This is a genomic window from Macrococcus animalis (assembly GCF_047425875.1).
Lineage (GTDB): Bacteria > Bacillota > Bacilli > Staphylococcales > Staphylococcaceae > Macrococcoides > Macrococcoides animalis.
The window spans coordinates 879,614-894,450 of sequence record NZ_CP179727.1 but is presented as its reverse complement, the minus strand read 5'-3'; the positions used below and the strand labels follow the sequence as shown (position 1 = coordinate 894,450).

Annotated in this window: 16 protein-coding genes; 9 read left to right on the top strand and 7 right to left on the bottom strand. The window is 33.8% G+C overall.

Annotated features, from left to right (window positions below; genetic code table 11):
- The first annotated feature begins 118 nt into the window (after positions 1-118).
- The 3 genes from ppdK (at position 119) to ACMGE9_RS04595 (ending at position 4,984) form a co-directional block, all read left to right on the top strand.
- Positions 119-2,737, top strand: coding sequence for a pyruvate, phosphate dikinase (gene ppdK, locus ACMGE9_RS04605; protein ID WP_414044077.1), 2,619 nt, complete (start codon positions 119-121; stop codon positions 2,735-2,737).
- A 13-nt stretch (positions 2,738-2,750) separates the two neighbouring features.
- Positions 2,751-3,575: a pyruvate, water dikinase regulatory protein gene (locus ACMGE9_RS04600; protein WP_414044076.1), complete on the top strand. Its 825-nt coding sequence runs from the start codon at positions 2,751-2,753 to the stop codon at positions 3,573-3,575.
- An 86-nt stretch (positions 3,576-3,661) separates the two neighbouring features.
- The gene (locus ACMGE9_RS04595; RefSeq protein WP_414044075.1) at positions 3,662-4,984 is read left to right on the top strand and encodes an APC family permease; all 1,323 of its coding nucleotides are present in this window, start codon (positions 3,662-3,664) and stop codon (positions 4,982-4,984) included.
- 40 nt (positions 4,985-5,024) lie between these two features.
- Here the strand turns inward: ACMGE9_RS04595 and ACMGE9_RS04590 are convergent, their stop codons facing one another.
- Positions 5,025-6,095 (bottom strand): NAD(P)H-dependent flavin oxidoreductase, encoded by a 1,071-nt coding sequence (locus ACMGE9_RS04590; protein WP_414044074.1) that lies wholly within the window; start codon positions 6,093-6,095, stop codon positions 5,025-5,027.
- A gap of 129 nt (positions 6,096-6,224) precedes the next feature.
- Here ACMGE9_RS04590 and ACMGE9_RS04585 point away from each other — a divergent pair, with 129 nt between their 5' ends.
- The 3 genes from ACMGE9_RS04585 to corA all read left to right on the top strand — a co-directional run bounded on the left by ACMGE9_RS04585 (position 6,225) and on the right by corA (position 8,989).
- Complete coding sequence (locus ACMGE9_RS04585; protein WP_414044073.1) at positions 6,225-7,445, top strand: YncE family protein; 1,221 nt, start codon at positions 6,225-6,227, stop codon at positions 7,443-7,445.
- A 73-nt stretch (positions 7,446-7,518) separates the two neighbouring features.
- Complete coding sequence (locus tag ACMGE9_RS04580) at positions 7,519-7,947, top strand: VOC family protein (protein ID WP_414044072.1); 429 nt, start codon at positions 7,519-7,521, stop codon at positions 7,945-7,947.
- A gap of 88 nt (positions 7,948-8,035) precedes the next feature.
- A complete protein-coding gene (gene corA / locus ACMGE9_RS04575; RefSeq protein ID WP_414044071.1) occupies positions 8,036-8,989 on the top strand; it encodes a magnesium/cobalt transporter CorA in 954 nt (317 codons plus the stop codon).
- An 80-nt stretch (positions 8,990-9,069) separates the two neighbouring features.
- Here the strand turns inward: corA and ACMGE9_RS04570 are convergent, their stop codons facing one another.
- The 4 genes from ACMGE9_RS04570 to ACMGE9_RS04555 all read right to left on the bottom strand — a co-directional run bounded on the left by ACMGE9_RS04570 (position 9,070) and on the right by ACMGE9_RS04555 (position 10,748).
- A complete protein-coding gene (locus ACMGE9_RS04570) occupies positions 9,070-9,270 on the bottom strand; it encodes a cold-shock protein (protein ID WP_101141384.1) in 201 nt (66 codons plus the stop codon).
- A 262-nt stretch (positions 9,271-9,532) separates the two neighbouring features.
- Positions 9,533-9,856: a hypothetical protein gene (locus ACMGE9_RS04565; RefSeq protein WP_414044070.1), complete on the bottom strand. Its 324-nt coding sequence runs from the start codon at positions 9,854-9,856 to the stop codon at positions 9,533-9,535.
- Positions 9,857-9,981: 125 nt separating this feature from the next.
- The gene (locus ACMGE9_RS04560; protein WP_101141384.1) at positions 9,982-10,182 is read right to left on the bottom strand and encodes a cold-shock protein; all 201 of its coding nucleotides are present in this window, start codon (positions 10,180-10,182) and stop codon (positions 9,982-9,984) included.
- A gap of 365 nt (positions 10,183-10,547) precedes the next feature.
- Positions 10,548-10,748: a cold-shock protein gene (locus ACMGE9_RS04555; protein ID WP_414044069.1), complete on the bottom strand. Its 201-nt coding sequence runs from the start codon at positions 10,746-10,748 to the stop codon at positions 10,548-10,550.
- Positions 10,749-11,011: 263 nt separating this feature from the next.
- Here ACMGE9_RS04555 and ACMGE9_RS04550 point away from each other — a divergent pair, with 263 nt between their 5' ends.
- Entirely contained in the window at positions 11,012-11,386 is a 375-nt protein-coding gene (locus ACMGE9_RS04550) for a hypothetical protein (protein ID WP_414044068.1), read from the top strand.
- A gap of 11 nt (positions 11,387-11,397) precedes the next feature.
- Here ACMGE9_RS04550 and ACMGE9_RS04545 read toward each other — a convergent pair whose 3' ends face one another.
- Positions 11,398-11,799, bottom strand: coding sequence for a hypothetical protein (locus ACMGE9_RS04545; protein ID WP_414044067.1), 402 nt, complete (start codon positions 11,797-11,799; stop codon positions 11,398-11,400).
- A gap of 81 nt (positions 11,800-11,880) precedes the next feature.
- Positions 11,881-12,822, bottom strand: a complete 942-nt coding sequence (locus ACMGE9_RS04540; protein WP_414044066.1) for a DMT family transporter — start codon at positions 12,820-12,822, stop codon at positions 11,881-11,883.
- A gap of 145 nt (positions 12,823-12,967) precedes the next feature.
- On the opposite strand from ACMGE9_RS04540, the gene ACMGE9_RS04535 reads away from it, so the two are divergent.
- Positions 12,968-13,531: a hypothetical protein gene (locus ACMGE9_RS04535; RefSeq protein WP_414044065.1), complete on the top strand. Its 564-nt coding sequence runs from the start codon at positions 12,968-12,970 to the stop codon at positions 13,529-13,531.
- A 114-nt stretch (positions 13,532-13,645) separates the two neighbouring features.
- Complete coding sequence (locus ACMGE9_RS04530; protein WP_414044064.1) at positions 13,646-14,836, top strand: MFS transporter; 1,191 nt, start codon at positions 13,646-13,648, stop codon at positions 14,834-14,836.
- Position 14,837: the final 1 nt, after the last annotated feature.

The following is a 14,837-nucleotide window of genomic DNA, read 5'->3' as shown; positions in this document are numbered from 1 at the left end:
TTTGTAAAATTTAAGTTTATGATTGTCATCAGCTTTTTAATGTGACATACTAATTAGCATATTAGTATAACCTATTAAGAAATTGGTATAACACAAAAAAATTATGAGGTGAAGAAACTTGAGTAAATTTGTATATGCATTTGAAGAAGGAAGCCAATCAATGAAAGATTTACTAGGAGGTAAGGGTGCAAACTTAGCTGAAATGATGCGCCTTGGATTACCTGTACCTAATGGATTTACAATCACTACAGAAGCTTGTATTGAATATTTAGAGCGTGGTGAAGTGTTATCTGAAGTAGTATTAACACAATTAGATGAGAAATTAAAAGAACTAGAAACAAAAACGAATAAAGCTTTTTCTTCAGATGAGAACTTATTACTCGTATCTGTGCGTAGTGGTGCAAAAATATCTATGCCAGGTATGATGGATACAATTTTAAACTTAGGTTTAAACGATGAAAATGTAGAGAAGTTAGCTTCAAAAACAGAAGATGCGCGTTTTGCTTATGATTGTTACCGCCGTTTATTACAAATGTTTGGTAGCGTTGTGTACAATATTCCTATGCCAGCGTTTGAAGAATACTTCGAGGACTTTAAAAAAGATCAAGGGCATGCGACAGATGCGGATGTCCCAGCTGAAGACTTAAAATTAATCGTTGAAAAGTTCAAAGAAATTTATGTAGAAGAAGCACATAAACCATTCCCACAAGAGCCTAAAAAACAATTAACTGAAGCGATTGAAGCGGTATTCAAATCTTGGAATAACGACCGTGCACGTATTTACCGTGACTTAAACGAAATTCCACACGATATCGGAACAGCTGTAAATGTTCAAGAAATGGTATTTGGTAACAGTGGTGACCGTTCAGGTACAGGTGTAGCATTTACACGTAACCCGGCAACAGGTGAACATAAACTTTATGGTGAATATTTATTAAATGCACAAGGTGAAGACGTTGTCGCAGGTATTCGTACACCGAAAGAAATTGAAACATTAAATGAACAAATGCCACATGCATACGAAGAGTTTGTTAATGTGACAAAGAAATTAGAGACACATTATAAAGATATGCAAGATATTGAGTTTACGATTGAAAATGAAAAGTTATTTATATTACAAACACGTAATGGTAAACGTACAGCAAAAGCAGCAATCAATATCGCAGTAGATATGGTGAATGAAGGCGTCATTTCTAAAGAAGATGCGGTAGGTATGGTAGATGTAAAATCAATCGATCAATTACTTCACCCGAACTTTAGAGCAGAAGCTTTAGAAACAGCAGAACTTGTTTCTGATAAAGGTCTTCCAGCTTCACCAGGAGCAGCAACTGGGATTATTGTATTCTCAGCATTAGAGGCGAAAGCGAAAGCTGAAGCCGGTGAAAAAGTCATTTTAGTTCGTCCTGAAACATCTCCTGAAGATATTGAAGGTATGATTGCTGCAGAAGCGATTGTAACAACACATGGTGGTATGACAAGCCATGCTGCCGTAGTGGCACGTGGTATGGGTAAATGTTGTGTGACAGGTTGCTCTGATTTAGAGATTAATACGAAAGAGAAATACGTTAAATACGCCGGTAAGACGTTAGCTGAAGGTGATGTGATTTCAGTCAATGGTTCAACAGGTGCAGTATATATTGGTGCAGTTGAAACAACAGATGCTGAAGCAAGTGATGTATTTGAGGAGTTCATGGGTTGGGCTGAAGAAATCGCACGTTTATCAGTGCGTATGAATGCTGAAACTGAATCAGATATTAAATCAGGATACTCATTTAATGCAAAAGGTATTGGTTTAGTACGTACTGAGCATATGTTCTTTGGTGAAGAGCGTTTAATTGAAATGAGACGCTTCATCTTAGCTTCAACATACGAAGAGCGTGTACAAGCGTTAGACAAAATAAAAGTGTATCAAACAGAAGACTTTGAAGGTATCTTCAAATTATCTGGAGAGCGTCCATCTATCGTACGTTTATTAGATCCGCCATTACATGAGTTCTTACCGAAGGGTGGAGAAGAAGTTGAAGCAGTAGCAAATCAATTAGGGGTAACGACAGGATTCTTAGAAAGACGTATTAATGAATTACACGAATTCAATCCAATGCTTGGTCATCGTGGCTGTCGTTTAGCAATTACTTACCCTGAATTATATGAAATGCAAACAGAAGCTATCATTACGGCAGTACTCAACTTAAAAGAAAAAGGTATTGAAACAAAACCAGAAATTATGATTCCATTAGTATCAACGACAGAAGAATTTGTCATCTTAAAAGAAGTCGTTAAGAAAAAAGCACAAGAAATGATGGACGCAAAAGGTGTACAAGTGGACTACCTAATTGGTACAATGATTGAAACACCACGTGCTTGTTTAGTTGCAGGTGAGCTTGCGAAGCATTCTGAATTCTTTAGTTTTGGTACAAATGATTTAGCACAATTGACATACGGCTTCTCACGTGATGATGCAGGAAAATTCATTAATGAATATATTAATCGCGAAATATTAGCAGTAGATCCATTCCAAACTTTAGATGTTGAAGGCATGGGTCAACTTGTTAAGATAGCTGTAGAAAGTGCGAAAGCTGCAAACCCATCTATTAAAATTGGGGTATGTGGTGAGTTAGGTGGAGACCCAAAATCAATTCACTTCTTTAATGAATTGGATATTGATTACGTTTCATGTTCACCATTCCGTGTACCAGGTGCTATTTTAGCGACTGCACAAAGCAAGGTGGAAAAATAGTAGGAGGTTCACTTTGAGTAAATATGAAACTAAAGATTTATTAATCTATATTATTTCCGATTCTATTGGAGAAACAGCCGATAGAATGTTACATGCAACTTTATCTCAATTTCCTAAACTTACTTCTGTAAGTGTAAAGAAATTCTCTTTCATAAAAGGTGAGGAAGAATTTAAGAACATTTTAGAGCTGGCTAAGCAGAAAGAAGCAGTTGTTGTTACGACACTTGTTAATCCTGAATTCAATCGTTTAGGACAAGCATTTGCAAAGGACACAGGATTATCATATATTGACTACATGACAGGTCTCATTCAAGTGATTCAAAATCATACGGATATGGAGCCAATTGGTGAGAGTGGTGCCTTACGTAAAATGGATGAAGAATACTTTAAGCGTATTGAAGCGATTGAGTATTCGGTTAAGTATGATGACGGTAAGAACTTTCATAATTTAGCCGAAGCAGATGCGGTGATTGTGGGAGTATCTAGGACATCTAAGACACCGCTTAGTATGTATCTTGCTAACAAAGGCTTTAAAGTTGCCAATATACCACTAGTACCTGAATCTCCTATTCCTGAAGAAGTGTATCAACAAAAGAATCTAAAGGTTTTTGGTTTAACAGCAAGCCCAAGTTATATTATGAATATCCGTACGGAACGTATTAAAGTACTGGGGTTATCTGGACCAGGTAAATATAATGATTTAAAACGTATTAAAGAAGAATTGAGTTATGCAGAAGAAGTATTTAGCCGATTGAATGCGACAGTTATCAATACAGAGTATAAATCAATAGAAGAATCTGCATTTTATATTGAGAAACATTTAAGAAGAAATAAATAGCATGACACTTCCAAAACGTGTAGTTTTGGAGGTGTTTTTTTTAGTGATGTTTGTGATATTATTGTTGAGTGATTAAGGAGGATATTATGAGTCAATCAACAATTAAAAATAAAGGGATAGGCTTCTTTCCAGCATTAGCGCTTGTAATGGGTACTGTGATTGGTTCGGGTGTATTCTTTAAAATTTCAAACATTACAGAAGTAACAGGCACGCCTGGCATGGCATTATTCGTATGGTTATTAGGAGGTGTGATTACGATTTGTGCAGGTTTGACTGTCGCTGAACTTGCTGCAGCGATTCCACGTAATGGTGGACTAACAACGTATATCGAATATACGTATGGTAAATTTTTTGGATTCTTATCTGGATGGGCTCAGAGCTTTATCTATTTTCCGGCAATGGTTGCAGCACAGTCAATTATATTTGCGCAACAAATTGATAATTTATTTGATATCGGTAAAGCGATGATATTTCCAGTGTCATTATTGGCAATGATTTCAATACTATTAATTAACTGTTTAGGGTCTAAAGCTGGCGGAATTTTGCAATCAATTACGTTAGTTGTGAAATTGATTCCGATTATTGTGATTGTAGTATTTGGTTTAATGCAAACCGGAGATGTTAAGGTGTCACTTGTTCCGAATACAGGGGATACTGGTATTCACTTTTTTGTAGCACTTGGTGCTGGACTGCTTGCAACGATGTTTGCGTATGATGGGTGGATTCATGTAGGTAATATTGCCGGGGAAATGAAGAACCCCAAAAGAGATTTACCACTTGCAATCACTTTAGGTTTAGGATTAGTTACGGTTATCTATTTGCTTGTGAATGCAACGTTCTTATTGACACAACCAATTGCTGATTTGAAAGGAAACTTAAATGCAGCGACGGATACAGCGCAAATATTATTTGGTCAATCAGGAGGTAAACTTATAACGATTGGGATACTCGTTTCAGTATATGGGGCGATGAATGGTTATACTATGACTGGTATGCGTGTGCCTGAAACGATGGCACACCAAGGAATGTTACCATTTAAGAATGTATTTACGAAACAGACAAGTACAGGTACGCCTTGGTTAAGTGGTTTAATACAGGTGGTTATTGCAACAGTTATGGTATCTCTAGGTGCATTTGATTCTATTACAAATATGCTGATCTTTGTTATTTGGGCATTTTATTGTATGGCATTTTACGCAGTGTTTGTATTACGTAAGAGAGAAAAAGAATTAGTACGACCTTACCAAGTGCCAATGTATCCAATTATTCCGATGATAGCTTTATTCGCAGGCATCTTTGTCATGGTAAATACACTATTTACACAGTTTGCATTAGCAATTACGGGAATATTGATAACATTATTCGGTATACCTATTTATTTATATCAAAAGAAAAAAGAAAATATATAGAGAAAGGTCTCGACCAACGTCGAGACCTTTTTGTGTGAACTTAGGATTTACTCGCTGTTAAATCCAAAATCATATTATCTACATGTGAAACGATATCTCTAAATAGGGCTTGCGCATTCATTTTTTTAGCGAGCATTGGTGCTTGACCACACCACATGTGTAAATAATCAGTATCACCAGCGCTTGCTGCACTTTTACGAATACTTGTCGTTAAGTCATTTTGTAAAGGATACGGAAGTGGTGCGATGTCGCTTGATTCTAAATCACGAATGATTTTATTTTCTATACCACGTGCACTTTTACCACTGAATACTTTCGTAATAGTTGTATCTCTAGGCTGTGCATGAATAATCGCTTCTTTATGAACACTTGGTGCTTTGCTCTCATTTGTGGTTAGAAATGCTGTGCCCATTTGAACGCCCGAAGCACCTAAAGTGATTGCCGCCAGAACCCCACGTGCATCCATAATACCTCCGGCCGCGATAACTGGAATCGATACATTGTCTACTACTTGAGGTATGAGTGCCATAGTACCGATTCCACGTGCTTCTTTATATGAACCTTTATGTCCTCCGGCTTCATGACCTTGCGCAACAACCATATCAAAGCCATTATGTTCAATTTCTGTAGCTTCTTCAACAGAACCTGCCGTTGCTATTGTGATAATACCTTGTGCTTTTAATTGATTTACAGTTGTTTTATCAGGAATACCAAACGTAAAGCTAATCACAGGCACTTTCATATTAATTAACAGCTGTAGTTTGTTGATGAATTCACTTTCTGGATGAGATTGAACATTAGCTGTATCTAAATTATATTGATCATAATAGGGTTGAAGTTGTTCCTGTACCTTCTTTACATCTTCAACATTTTCTTCAAATGCTTCTGGAACAAACAAATTCACAGCGAATGGCTTATTCGTTAAACTGCGAACCGCTTCAATCTCTTGTTTCAAAGTGTTTGATGTCATATAACCTGCGCCAATAGTTCCTAATCCCCCTTCATTACTAACAGCAGCAACAAGTTCTGGCGTAGTACTTCCTGCCATACCTGCTTGAACGATAGGATATTGTATGCCAATATGTTTTGAAAATCTTGTTTCCTGCCACATCTCTATCACCTCATCTATAATCTTACTGATAATATAACATAGAATTTTATGGAAGCTAAATTATTCAATGTACCATCATTAAGTTTGTGCTATATTTAAATAAAATATGGAAATGAAAAGGAGTATACTATGCGCTGGATTTATATGTTGTTATTATCAATCATTTTACTTGTTTCAGGTTGTGGTGTTGAAGACAAGAAAGAAATAGTGAAAGAATCATCAAAAAATAGTGCGACAAAAACAGAGCAAACGAACGATGAAAATAAAATCAAAACACCTAAGATTACTAAAAATGATATTACTACAGACCAAATTGATAAGAATCGATCCGCATCAAATACAACGACGATGAAGTTGATTGATACAATCAGTGAAGGTCCTATTACTCCGAAATTGGTTGTCGCAAATAATAAAGGATCAGTGATTGCAAATAATATGATGTATCAACATACGATTACAGTATATGATGCGAAATCACGTAAGCTTGTTAAGAAGCTATCAGATACAGTAGACTTTAATAAATATGGGATCGAAGGATTTGATCAACCCGTAAGTGGTGCGCCAGTTGAAGCAGTTTGGACGACAGATGGTAAGTTTGCTTACGTATCTCAATACCAATTAACTGACCACGGTGCTGAAGCTGAAGATATGTGCTCAGCAGGTAAAGCGATTGCTGAATCTGTCGTTTATCGTTATAATGCTGAAAAGAAAGACTGGGATCAAGTCATTCAAGTGGGACGTGTACCGAAATATGTTGCATTAACACAAGATGATTCTAAATTACTTGTTTCGAACTGGTGTGATAAATCATTATCAGTAGTCGATACTAAAACAGCGAAAGAAACTGAACAAATCCCATTAAATGCGATGCCGCGTGGTATTGTTTCGCTTCCTGATAATAAGACAGCATATGTGACAGCAATGTTCTCAAATGAAATTTATAAAGTAGATTTGGCTTCAGGAAAGAGCGAAATGATTTTGCAAACAGGTCAAAGACCACGTCATTTAGTATTAGATGATAAAGGAAAGACTATCTATATTACAGTAGCAGGTGCGAATGAATTATTAAAATATGACGTAGCAACAGACAAAGTAATAGGTCGAGCAACTACTGGTAAAGAGCCACGTTCTATGGCAATATCTCCTGATAGCACTGCTGTATATATTGTCAACTATGATGAAAATACAGTATCAAAATTTGATACGAAAACATTAAAGGAAATTACGCGCGTTGATGCTGGAGTCCATCCAATCGGTATTACTTATGAGAATACGACAGGTGATGTGTGGGTGGCGAACTATGGAGGAACAATTAGTGTATACGATGATAAAGTGGTAACTTCAAAATAGGTAAAAATTATGTAATAAATTTAAGTTGTGGTATATTTAATTTGAAATTAAATAAATAATTTGGAGGTCTATCATGACACAATTAATTCCTTACTTAGCGTTTGAAAGTGCAAAAGAAGCTTTAGCATATTATGAAGAAGTATTTGGAGCTACAGACGTAAACAGATTACCAGTAGGAAAAGAACAGGCAGGACAATTTGGTGTAGACCCTGAGCAAGCAGAAGAAATGACAATGCATTCTTCATTCAAAGTAGCAGGACATATCATTTATGCGGCCGACAGATTCAATAAAGCAGGAGATTTCAATAACAGCATCGTACTATCACTTAACTGGGATAAGGAAAGTGTTGAAGATACAGCAAAAATGACAGCATTATTTAATAAAGTAGCAGCACATGCCGATACGAAAGTAGAAATGCCAATCGCTGAACAATTTTGGGGCGGTGTAATGGGCGCATTAGATGACAAATACGGTGTACACTGGATGTTTAACGGAAACTAAAATGTTTAAGCACGCTTTGACCAAGACGATTAGTCTTGGTCTTTTTATATGGAAATACAGTATAATATGCGTAAGAGGGGTGAGATAATTGGCGTTAAGTATTATGTACCAAAATAATAATAGATTAGAACGAGCAGAAACAATTGAAGACCTACCAAAAGATGCAAGTTTTATATGGTTTGACTTTGAAGGTGCAAACGCAGAAGAAAGTGAATTATTCAAAAAGCACTTCGATATCAATGGTTTAACGATAGAAGACGTCATACATAGTAATTCAAGACCGAAATATAAGAACTATAACGATTACGAATATTTAGTGTATCAAAAAATAGAACCAGATACGTATGAAGCAGAAACGATTAATGTGTTGCTGAAAAATAATGTCTTTATTACATATCACGCCGAAGATATTGAAGCGACGGATGAAATTGATGCACTAGCGAAAGAACTTGAAGAAGAAGCACCAGAGAATTTAACACCAAAAGTAGCTGCAATGATGTTACTGGATAAAATTGTGGATTTTTATACGGAAACAGTAGAATCGATAGAAGATAAAGTATTGAAATTTGAAAGACGTCACGCGAAAGATAAACATCAACATCAAATTATGGATGACATATTTGATTTGAGATCTAAATTGATTCGTATCAAAGGCATCATCGCTCCAATGTCAGAGTTAGTTGATGAAATAGAGCGAAATGAATATTTAATTGAAACTGAACATGATCATCATTATGTTCATCATATACAAGACCATATGATTAAACAAAAAAATATTATCAATAACGCGCAAGAATTAACAGATGAAATAAGAAGTAATTACGAGTCATATAATAACTATCGCATGAACCGTGTGATGCAAATACTCACACTTGTATCAACTGTATTTTTACCTATGACACTTATTGCAGGAATATATGGTATGAACTTTGACTATATGCCTGAACTTAAGTGGAAATTCGGGTACTTTGGCGTATTAATCATTATGGCGTTAATGCTCGTTGTAAGTATGATTTATTTTAAAAAGAAGAAGTGGTACTAATACACCCTAAATGTGTATGATTGCACGAAAAAAATCAAAAAAAATAAGCCCCTTGAGGGCTTATTTTTCAACATTAAATATTATAATTTAACGATGTTAGCAGCTTGAGGTCCACGTTGACCTTCTTCGATATTGAATTCAACTGCTTGACCTTCTTCTAAAGATTTGTAACCTTCACCTTCGATAGCGCTGAAGTGAGCGAATACGTCGTCTCCGCCTTCAACTTCGATGAATCCAAAACCTTTTTCTGCGTTAAACCATTTAACTGTACCTTGTGTCATAATAATGACCTCCAAAAAATTATTAAATAATATCTAATGTTTTACATAAGAAAACTTCACACATTCCAAAAAGCAAACCCTTAACACGATTACTTTTTGTAATATGTGAAGTACTTACGTTTCTTGCATATGTTCGATATATTTGACTTAAGTATATAACGGATATAATTATTTGTCAATGCGCAAAGCTTCTTTAAATATATCTATTGTCATACAAACGCTATAGGTATGGTGATTTTTGGGTATAAATTTATTATTTTATTTAATGAAATGATTTGTTTTCTTTGAAATAACTATAGATTAAGACGATTAAAGTTGCACCTAGATAGATCAGTTCAGGAACGTCATGAATAATATTAAATGCTTTTGAGTTATCAAGAGTTAATAATTTATAGAAAGAAAATAAGAAGAGGATACCAATAACATATTCAAATGTTCTAGCATAAGCAGTAGTCCCAATTTTCTTTTTCTCGTTATTTAATGGATGTTTTGCTTTGAAGAAAGAGGTGTGACCAAATACTTTATACTTAAAAATTTCAAATAAAATAAAAACTAATATTACAATACCAACAAGCAATTCTCTCATAGAACCCCAACCTTTATTGTGTATTTATACCAATTATAATATCATATGTATCTTATTGGAACAATATTGCATAAAAATATACAAAAAAAGAAACCCACGAATGGGTTCCTAATTCACATTAAATATTATAATTTAACGATGTTAGCAGCTTGAGGTCCACGTTGACCTTCTTCGATATTGAATTCAACTGCTTGACCTTCTTCTAAAGATTTATAACCTTCACCTTCGATAGCGCTGAAGTGAGCGAATACGTCGTCTCCGCCTTCAACTTCGATGAATCCAAAACCTTTTTCTGCGTTAAACCATTTAACTGTACCTTGTGTCATAATAATGACCTCCAATAAATTATTAAATAATATCTAATGTTTCTCATACAAAGAAAAATTCACATATTACAAAAAGTCTCGACTTAACACGATTACTTTTTGTAATATGTGAAGAATCTTTGTTTGTTGCATATGTTCGATATATTTGACTTAAGTATATAACGGATATATCAATAAGTCAAACGTATGTTCTCGTGATTAAATCAATATTTCATTTAAAAGACCGTAGGTATCGTTTAAAATCGTATTATTATTTATTTAATTTAATATTATTAATGTCATTTTTGTGAGAATAAATAATAGAATATAGAGATTTGATCAAAAAAAAATAAGCCCCTTGAGGGCTTATTTTTCAACATTAAATATTATAATTTAACGATGTTAGCAGCTTGAGGTCCACGTTGACCTTCTTCGATTTCGAATTCAACTGCTTGACCTTCTTCTAAAGATTTGTAACCTTCACCTTGAATAGCACTGAAGTGAGCGAATACGTCGTCTCCACCTTCAACTTCGATGAATCCAAAACCTTTTTCTGCGTTAAACCATTTAACTGTACCTTGTGTCATAATAATGACCTCCAAAAAATTATTAAATAATATCTAATGTTTTATAAAAAACACTCCACATATTACAAAGAAGTGATGTCTTACATTATTACTCTTTGTAATGATGTGAAGATCCTTTATTTCTTGCATATGAACGATAGTATTTGAAATAAGTATATAATGAAAACGCATTATTGTCTAGTATTTGTAGTCATTAAAATACAAATTGAGTAAAATAAGAATATGATTCGTTTGTAACGAGGGAGATATTAGGAGGGATAAAATTGTTAAATTATTTTTCTACAAAACAAAAGATATTACTTATTTTAATGTTTGTATTTGTAATAGTGTTTATTATTCTGGCGTTATTAAGTAGTGATTCACGTTATTTATATAGTGGAGCCGGTACATTAATGTGGATGATGTTATATCTATATACTACTTGGTATAGAGGGTATTTAACGGATAACGTGAATAAAAAAATTCGTGAATTAAATCTATCAAAGCATAAAGTGATGGAATTAACACGTAGTACTAAGATGGAAATTACGGGAGAGGTAGAAACGGGTCTAAGTTTCTTTATGGGCAATAAAAAATTAAAATCATTCGATCAACAACTCAATCGAATGATTACTGATAGAAAAAATAATATAAAATAAATTGATTAAAATTAATTCTTTAAATGATACATTAGGAATTCAATTAATTGAATAAACGATTTCTTATCCACAACCATATCATAAGATTTATATTTGTCATTTGAGGGGATACCATTAATTAAGTCTATATCTAAATAAAGATTAATATCAATTGTAGTTTCATGAACTTGTTTTACTTCAAAATATATATCGGGTTCAAAAAAATGATATTCTCCTATTTCTAATAGAAGGAGTCTATTTAGTACAGGCAGTTCATCTTCAAATATCGTATGTGTGAATTGTATATTTTGGTTTTCAACAATAAATGCAATTTCAAAACAAACATATTTTGGATGATTTTCAACTCTAGAAACTTTGTAAACGAGAGAAGTATTAGCCCTGATATCTAGTAATGGTAATGTATTATTCATCATAATCACCTCGATACAAGTATAACAAAATATGTAATATAAATGAAAATGATTTTGTTAGTATGGGTGGAATTATTTAGTCCATTAAAAGAAGCGTATGAATATAACTGCACAAAATAAAAGGCAAAGCCCTAGCACTTGAATACGGGTCACTGGCGCTTTTTGTGCACCAAGTAGGCCGAATGTATCGATAGCAACACTACATAAGATTTGCCCAAATAAGCAAATAACAACTACTAAACCTGTACCTATAAGGGGTACTAAATACGCCATTATAAGCACAAAGAAGGATCCGAGAATACCCCCACACCAAATCCATAAAGGTTTGTCTTTACCAAGTGCCAATTTGAAATTACCGAGTTGACGATAAACGATAGTTACTAATAATAATAGTACTGTTGTGCCAACTAAAAAAGATACAAATGCTGCGTGGACAGCAGAATTTAATAGACCACCAAGATGTCCATTAATAGCAGATTGACTCGCCATCATCATCCCTGCAATGATACCAGCAATTTGGAATGGTAGTTTGTTAATCGAATCATTTTCTTTATTAAACCCATGATTTTTCTTTCTTAAATAGTCTGGTAATACGATTACGCAGAACACACCAATAATCAAAATGACAATCCCAACAAGTCTAAGTAATGTGAAACTTTTCTCTGGGGAGTAAAATAAACCAAAGTGATCAATCATCATGCTCATCAGGATTTGACCCATGATGGGTAACACTACAGTTTGAACACCACCAAGTTTAGGGAAAAGTAAGATGTTAGTCGTAAGACCGATAACACCAAGTAACCCACCTAGCCAGATCCAAAATGGATTATTTTGAAATACAGCCAAAGGAATCAATACACTGTGTTTCGTTGCTAAAGTCATGATGAATAAAAAGAGTGTGCCCACTAAAAATGAAATAAATGACGCCATGAAAGGCGATAATACATATGTACGTAATCTAGAATTCACCGCAGTTTGAATAGGCATCATCAGTCCGATCATTAAGGCGAGTAGTATGTAAATCATAACAACACTCCAATAAATTTAATAAAGTAATCATACATTATTTTAAATAGGATGGCATAGAAAGAGGTTTGTCATTTATCAATAATATTTCTCAACTTATTTTTTATGATAAAATGAATTTAAATGATAAAATGTAGGTGAATTTATGACAAATGAATTTCTGAAGATATTAATTGATGAAAAGGCGAATCAAATTGTCAATCTAACACGTGATAAGGCAATGACGACTAAAGAACTGGCAAGAGTTTTAGAAGTAAAGACTTCTAATTTATATTATCCAATAAAAAAACTAATAGAAGTTAATGCATTAAAGATTGTTGAAGAAAAACAAGTAAAAAATATGACAGAATACTATTATTCGAGCGAGCATTTAAAGAAAGCTCAGATCAACTTTGATTATCCAACTATAATGGATAACTTTGATACTATCGAAGCGTTCTATACGTTAGAAATTCAAAAAGTATTTGATATGGTGAAGCGAGACGCAAAAGAGTATGGTGATTTGACTGATGAAGAGTTGAAGAAGATAGAAATTCAAAACAGCGCGCAAATGTCAAATCTTGAAGTGATATTACCATATGAACAATGGATGGAATTAATGAATGAAATGAGAGCACTGAGTCAAAAATATGAAGAAAAATATAAAAATGAAAAAAATAAGAATACGTATCAGATTCAATTATCTTCATATAAGGAAGAAGAAAAGTAGAGTAGCGAAATTGCTGCTCTACTTTTCTGTTTTAATATTCTGATAATTAGTGTTGACTTATTTATTTTTACCGGTAAAATATATTTTAACGATAAAAATAAAAGGAGTGATAATATGTCAAATAAAAATTATCTTTTGACAGGAAGACTGATTTCAGATCTAGGCGATTCAATCTATTCAGTAGCAATTATGTGGTACATCTTTGATGTGACGAAAGATGCATTTATTACAAGTATTACATCTGCAATAATTTTCACACCGGGTATTTTATCAGCTTTTGCAGGACCTATCATAGATCATTTCAATCGAAAGAAGATGATGTTAGTCGCTCAAATATTACAGTTTATCATAATGATATTTATTGCTATGATGTTCTACTTAGGACTTATGCCAATAGGTTGGTTATTATTTAGTTTATTCTTATTAGGGCTAATAGAAATCATTGAGGCAAATTCAGAAAGTGCGCTTTCACCATTGGTTATGGAAGAAGATGAATTGATAGGATATAACAGTTTTGTGAATACAGGTTCAACAATAATAAGTGTTATTGCTAAATTGGTAACCGTTTGGATCGTAATGAAAGCAGGAATTGAAAGTATATATTTTATAAATGCAGCGACTTTCTTTTTGGCAGTGTTATTTTTTTATAAAATTAAATATCAACATATAGATAATGGAGAATTCAATACGAAGGTTTATAGAGAATCAATAGTTGATGGCTGGAGATATTTCACAGGAAATAAATTAGTTTTATTCACGTTACCAGCAATGATAGCAAATTTTACGGGTAGTATGACGAATGCGATTTTGCCTGCATTTACTTTTAGTAGAGGTGGGGATTATGCATATGGTTACTACTTAACAGCAAGTGTCGTATTTGCATTGATGGGTTCAATAATTACACCAAAGTTTAAAGATATTGATATTAATAAAATACTCATGGTGTCACCATTCATTTCAGGTATATGCATGATACTGACTGCTGTCTTTTCAAATTACTATGCATCAGTATTCATATACGGTTTATCTATACTACCAATCATGGTGTTGAATATAAGTATGTTCACATATATTCAGAAGATGGTAGATAATAAGGTATTAGCACGAGTTGGTACAATTATGAATGCTTTATGTATGTTAGCAATGCCAGTTGGTTCTTTACTTGGAGGAATTGTTGCGCAACAATTCGGAGTAGATATACCAATTTACATATCAGGTTTTGGATTCATGAGTTTAACGTTTGTGTTTATCTTCCTGCAGAGAAAAGGTGGGAAGATTGACATTCAAAAAGAAAAAACAGCTTAGG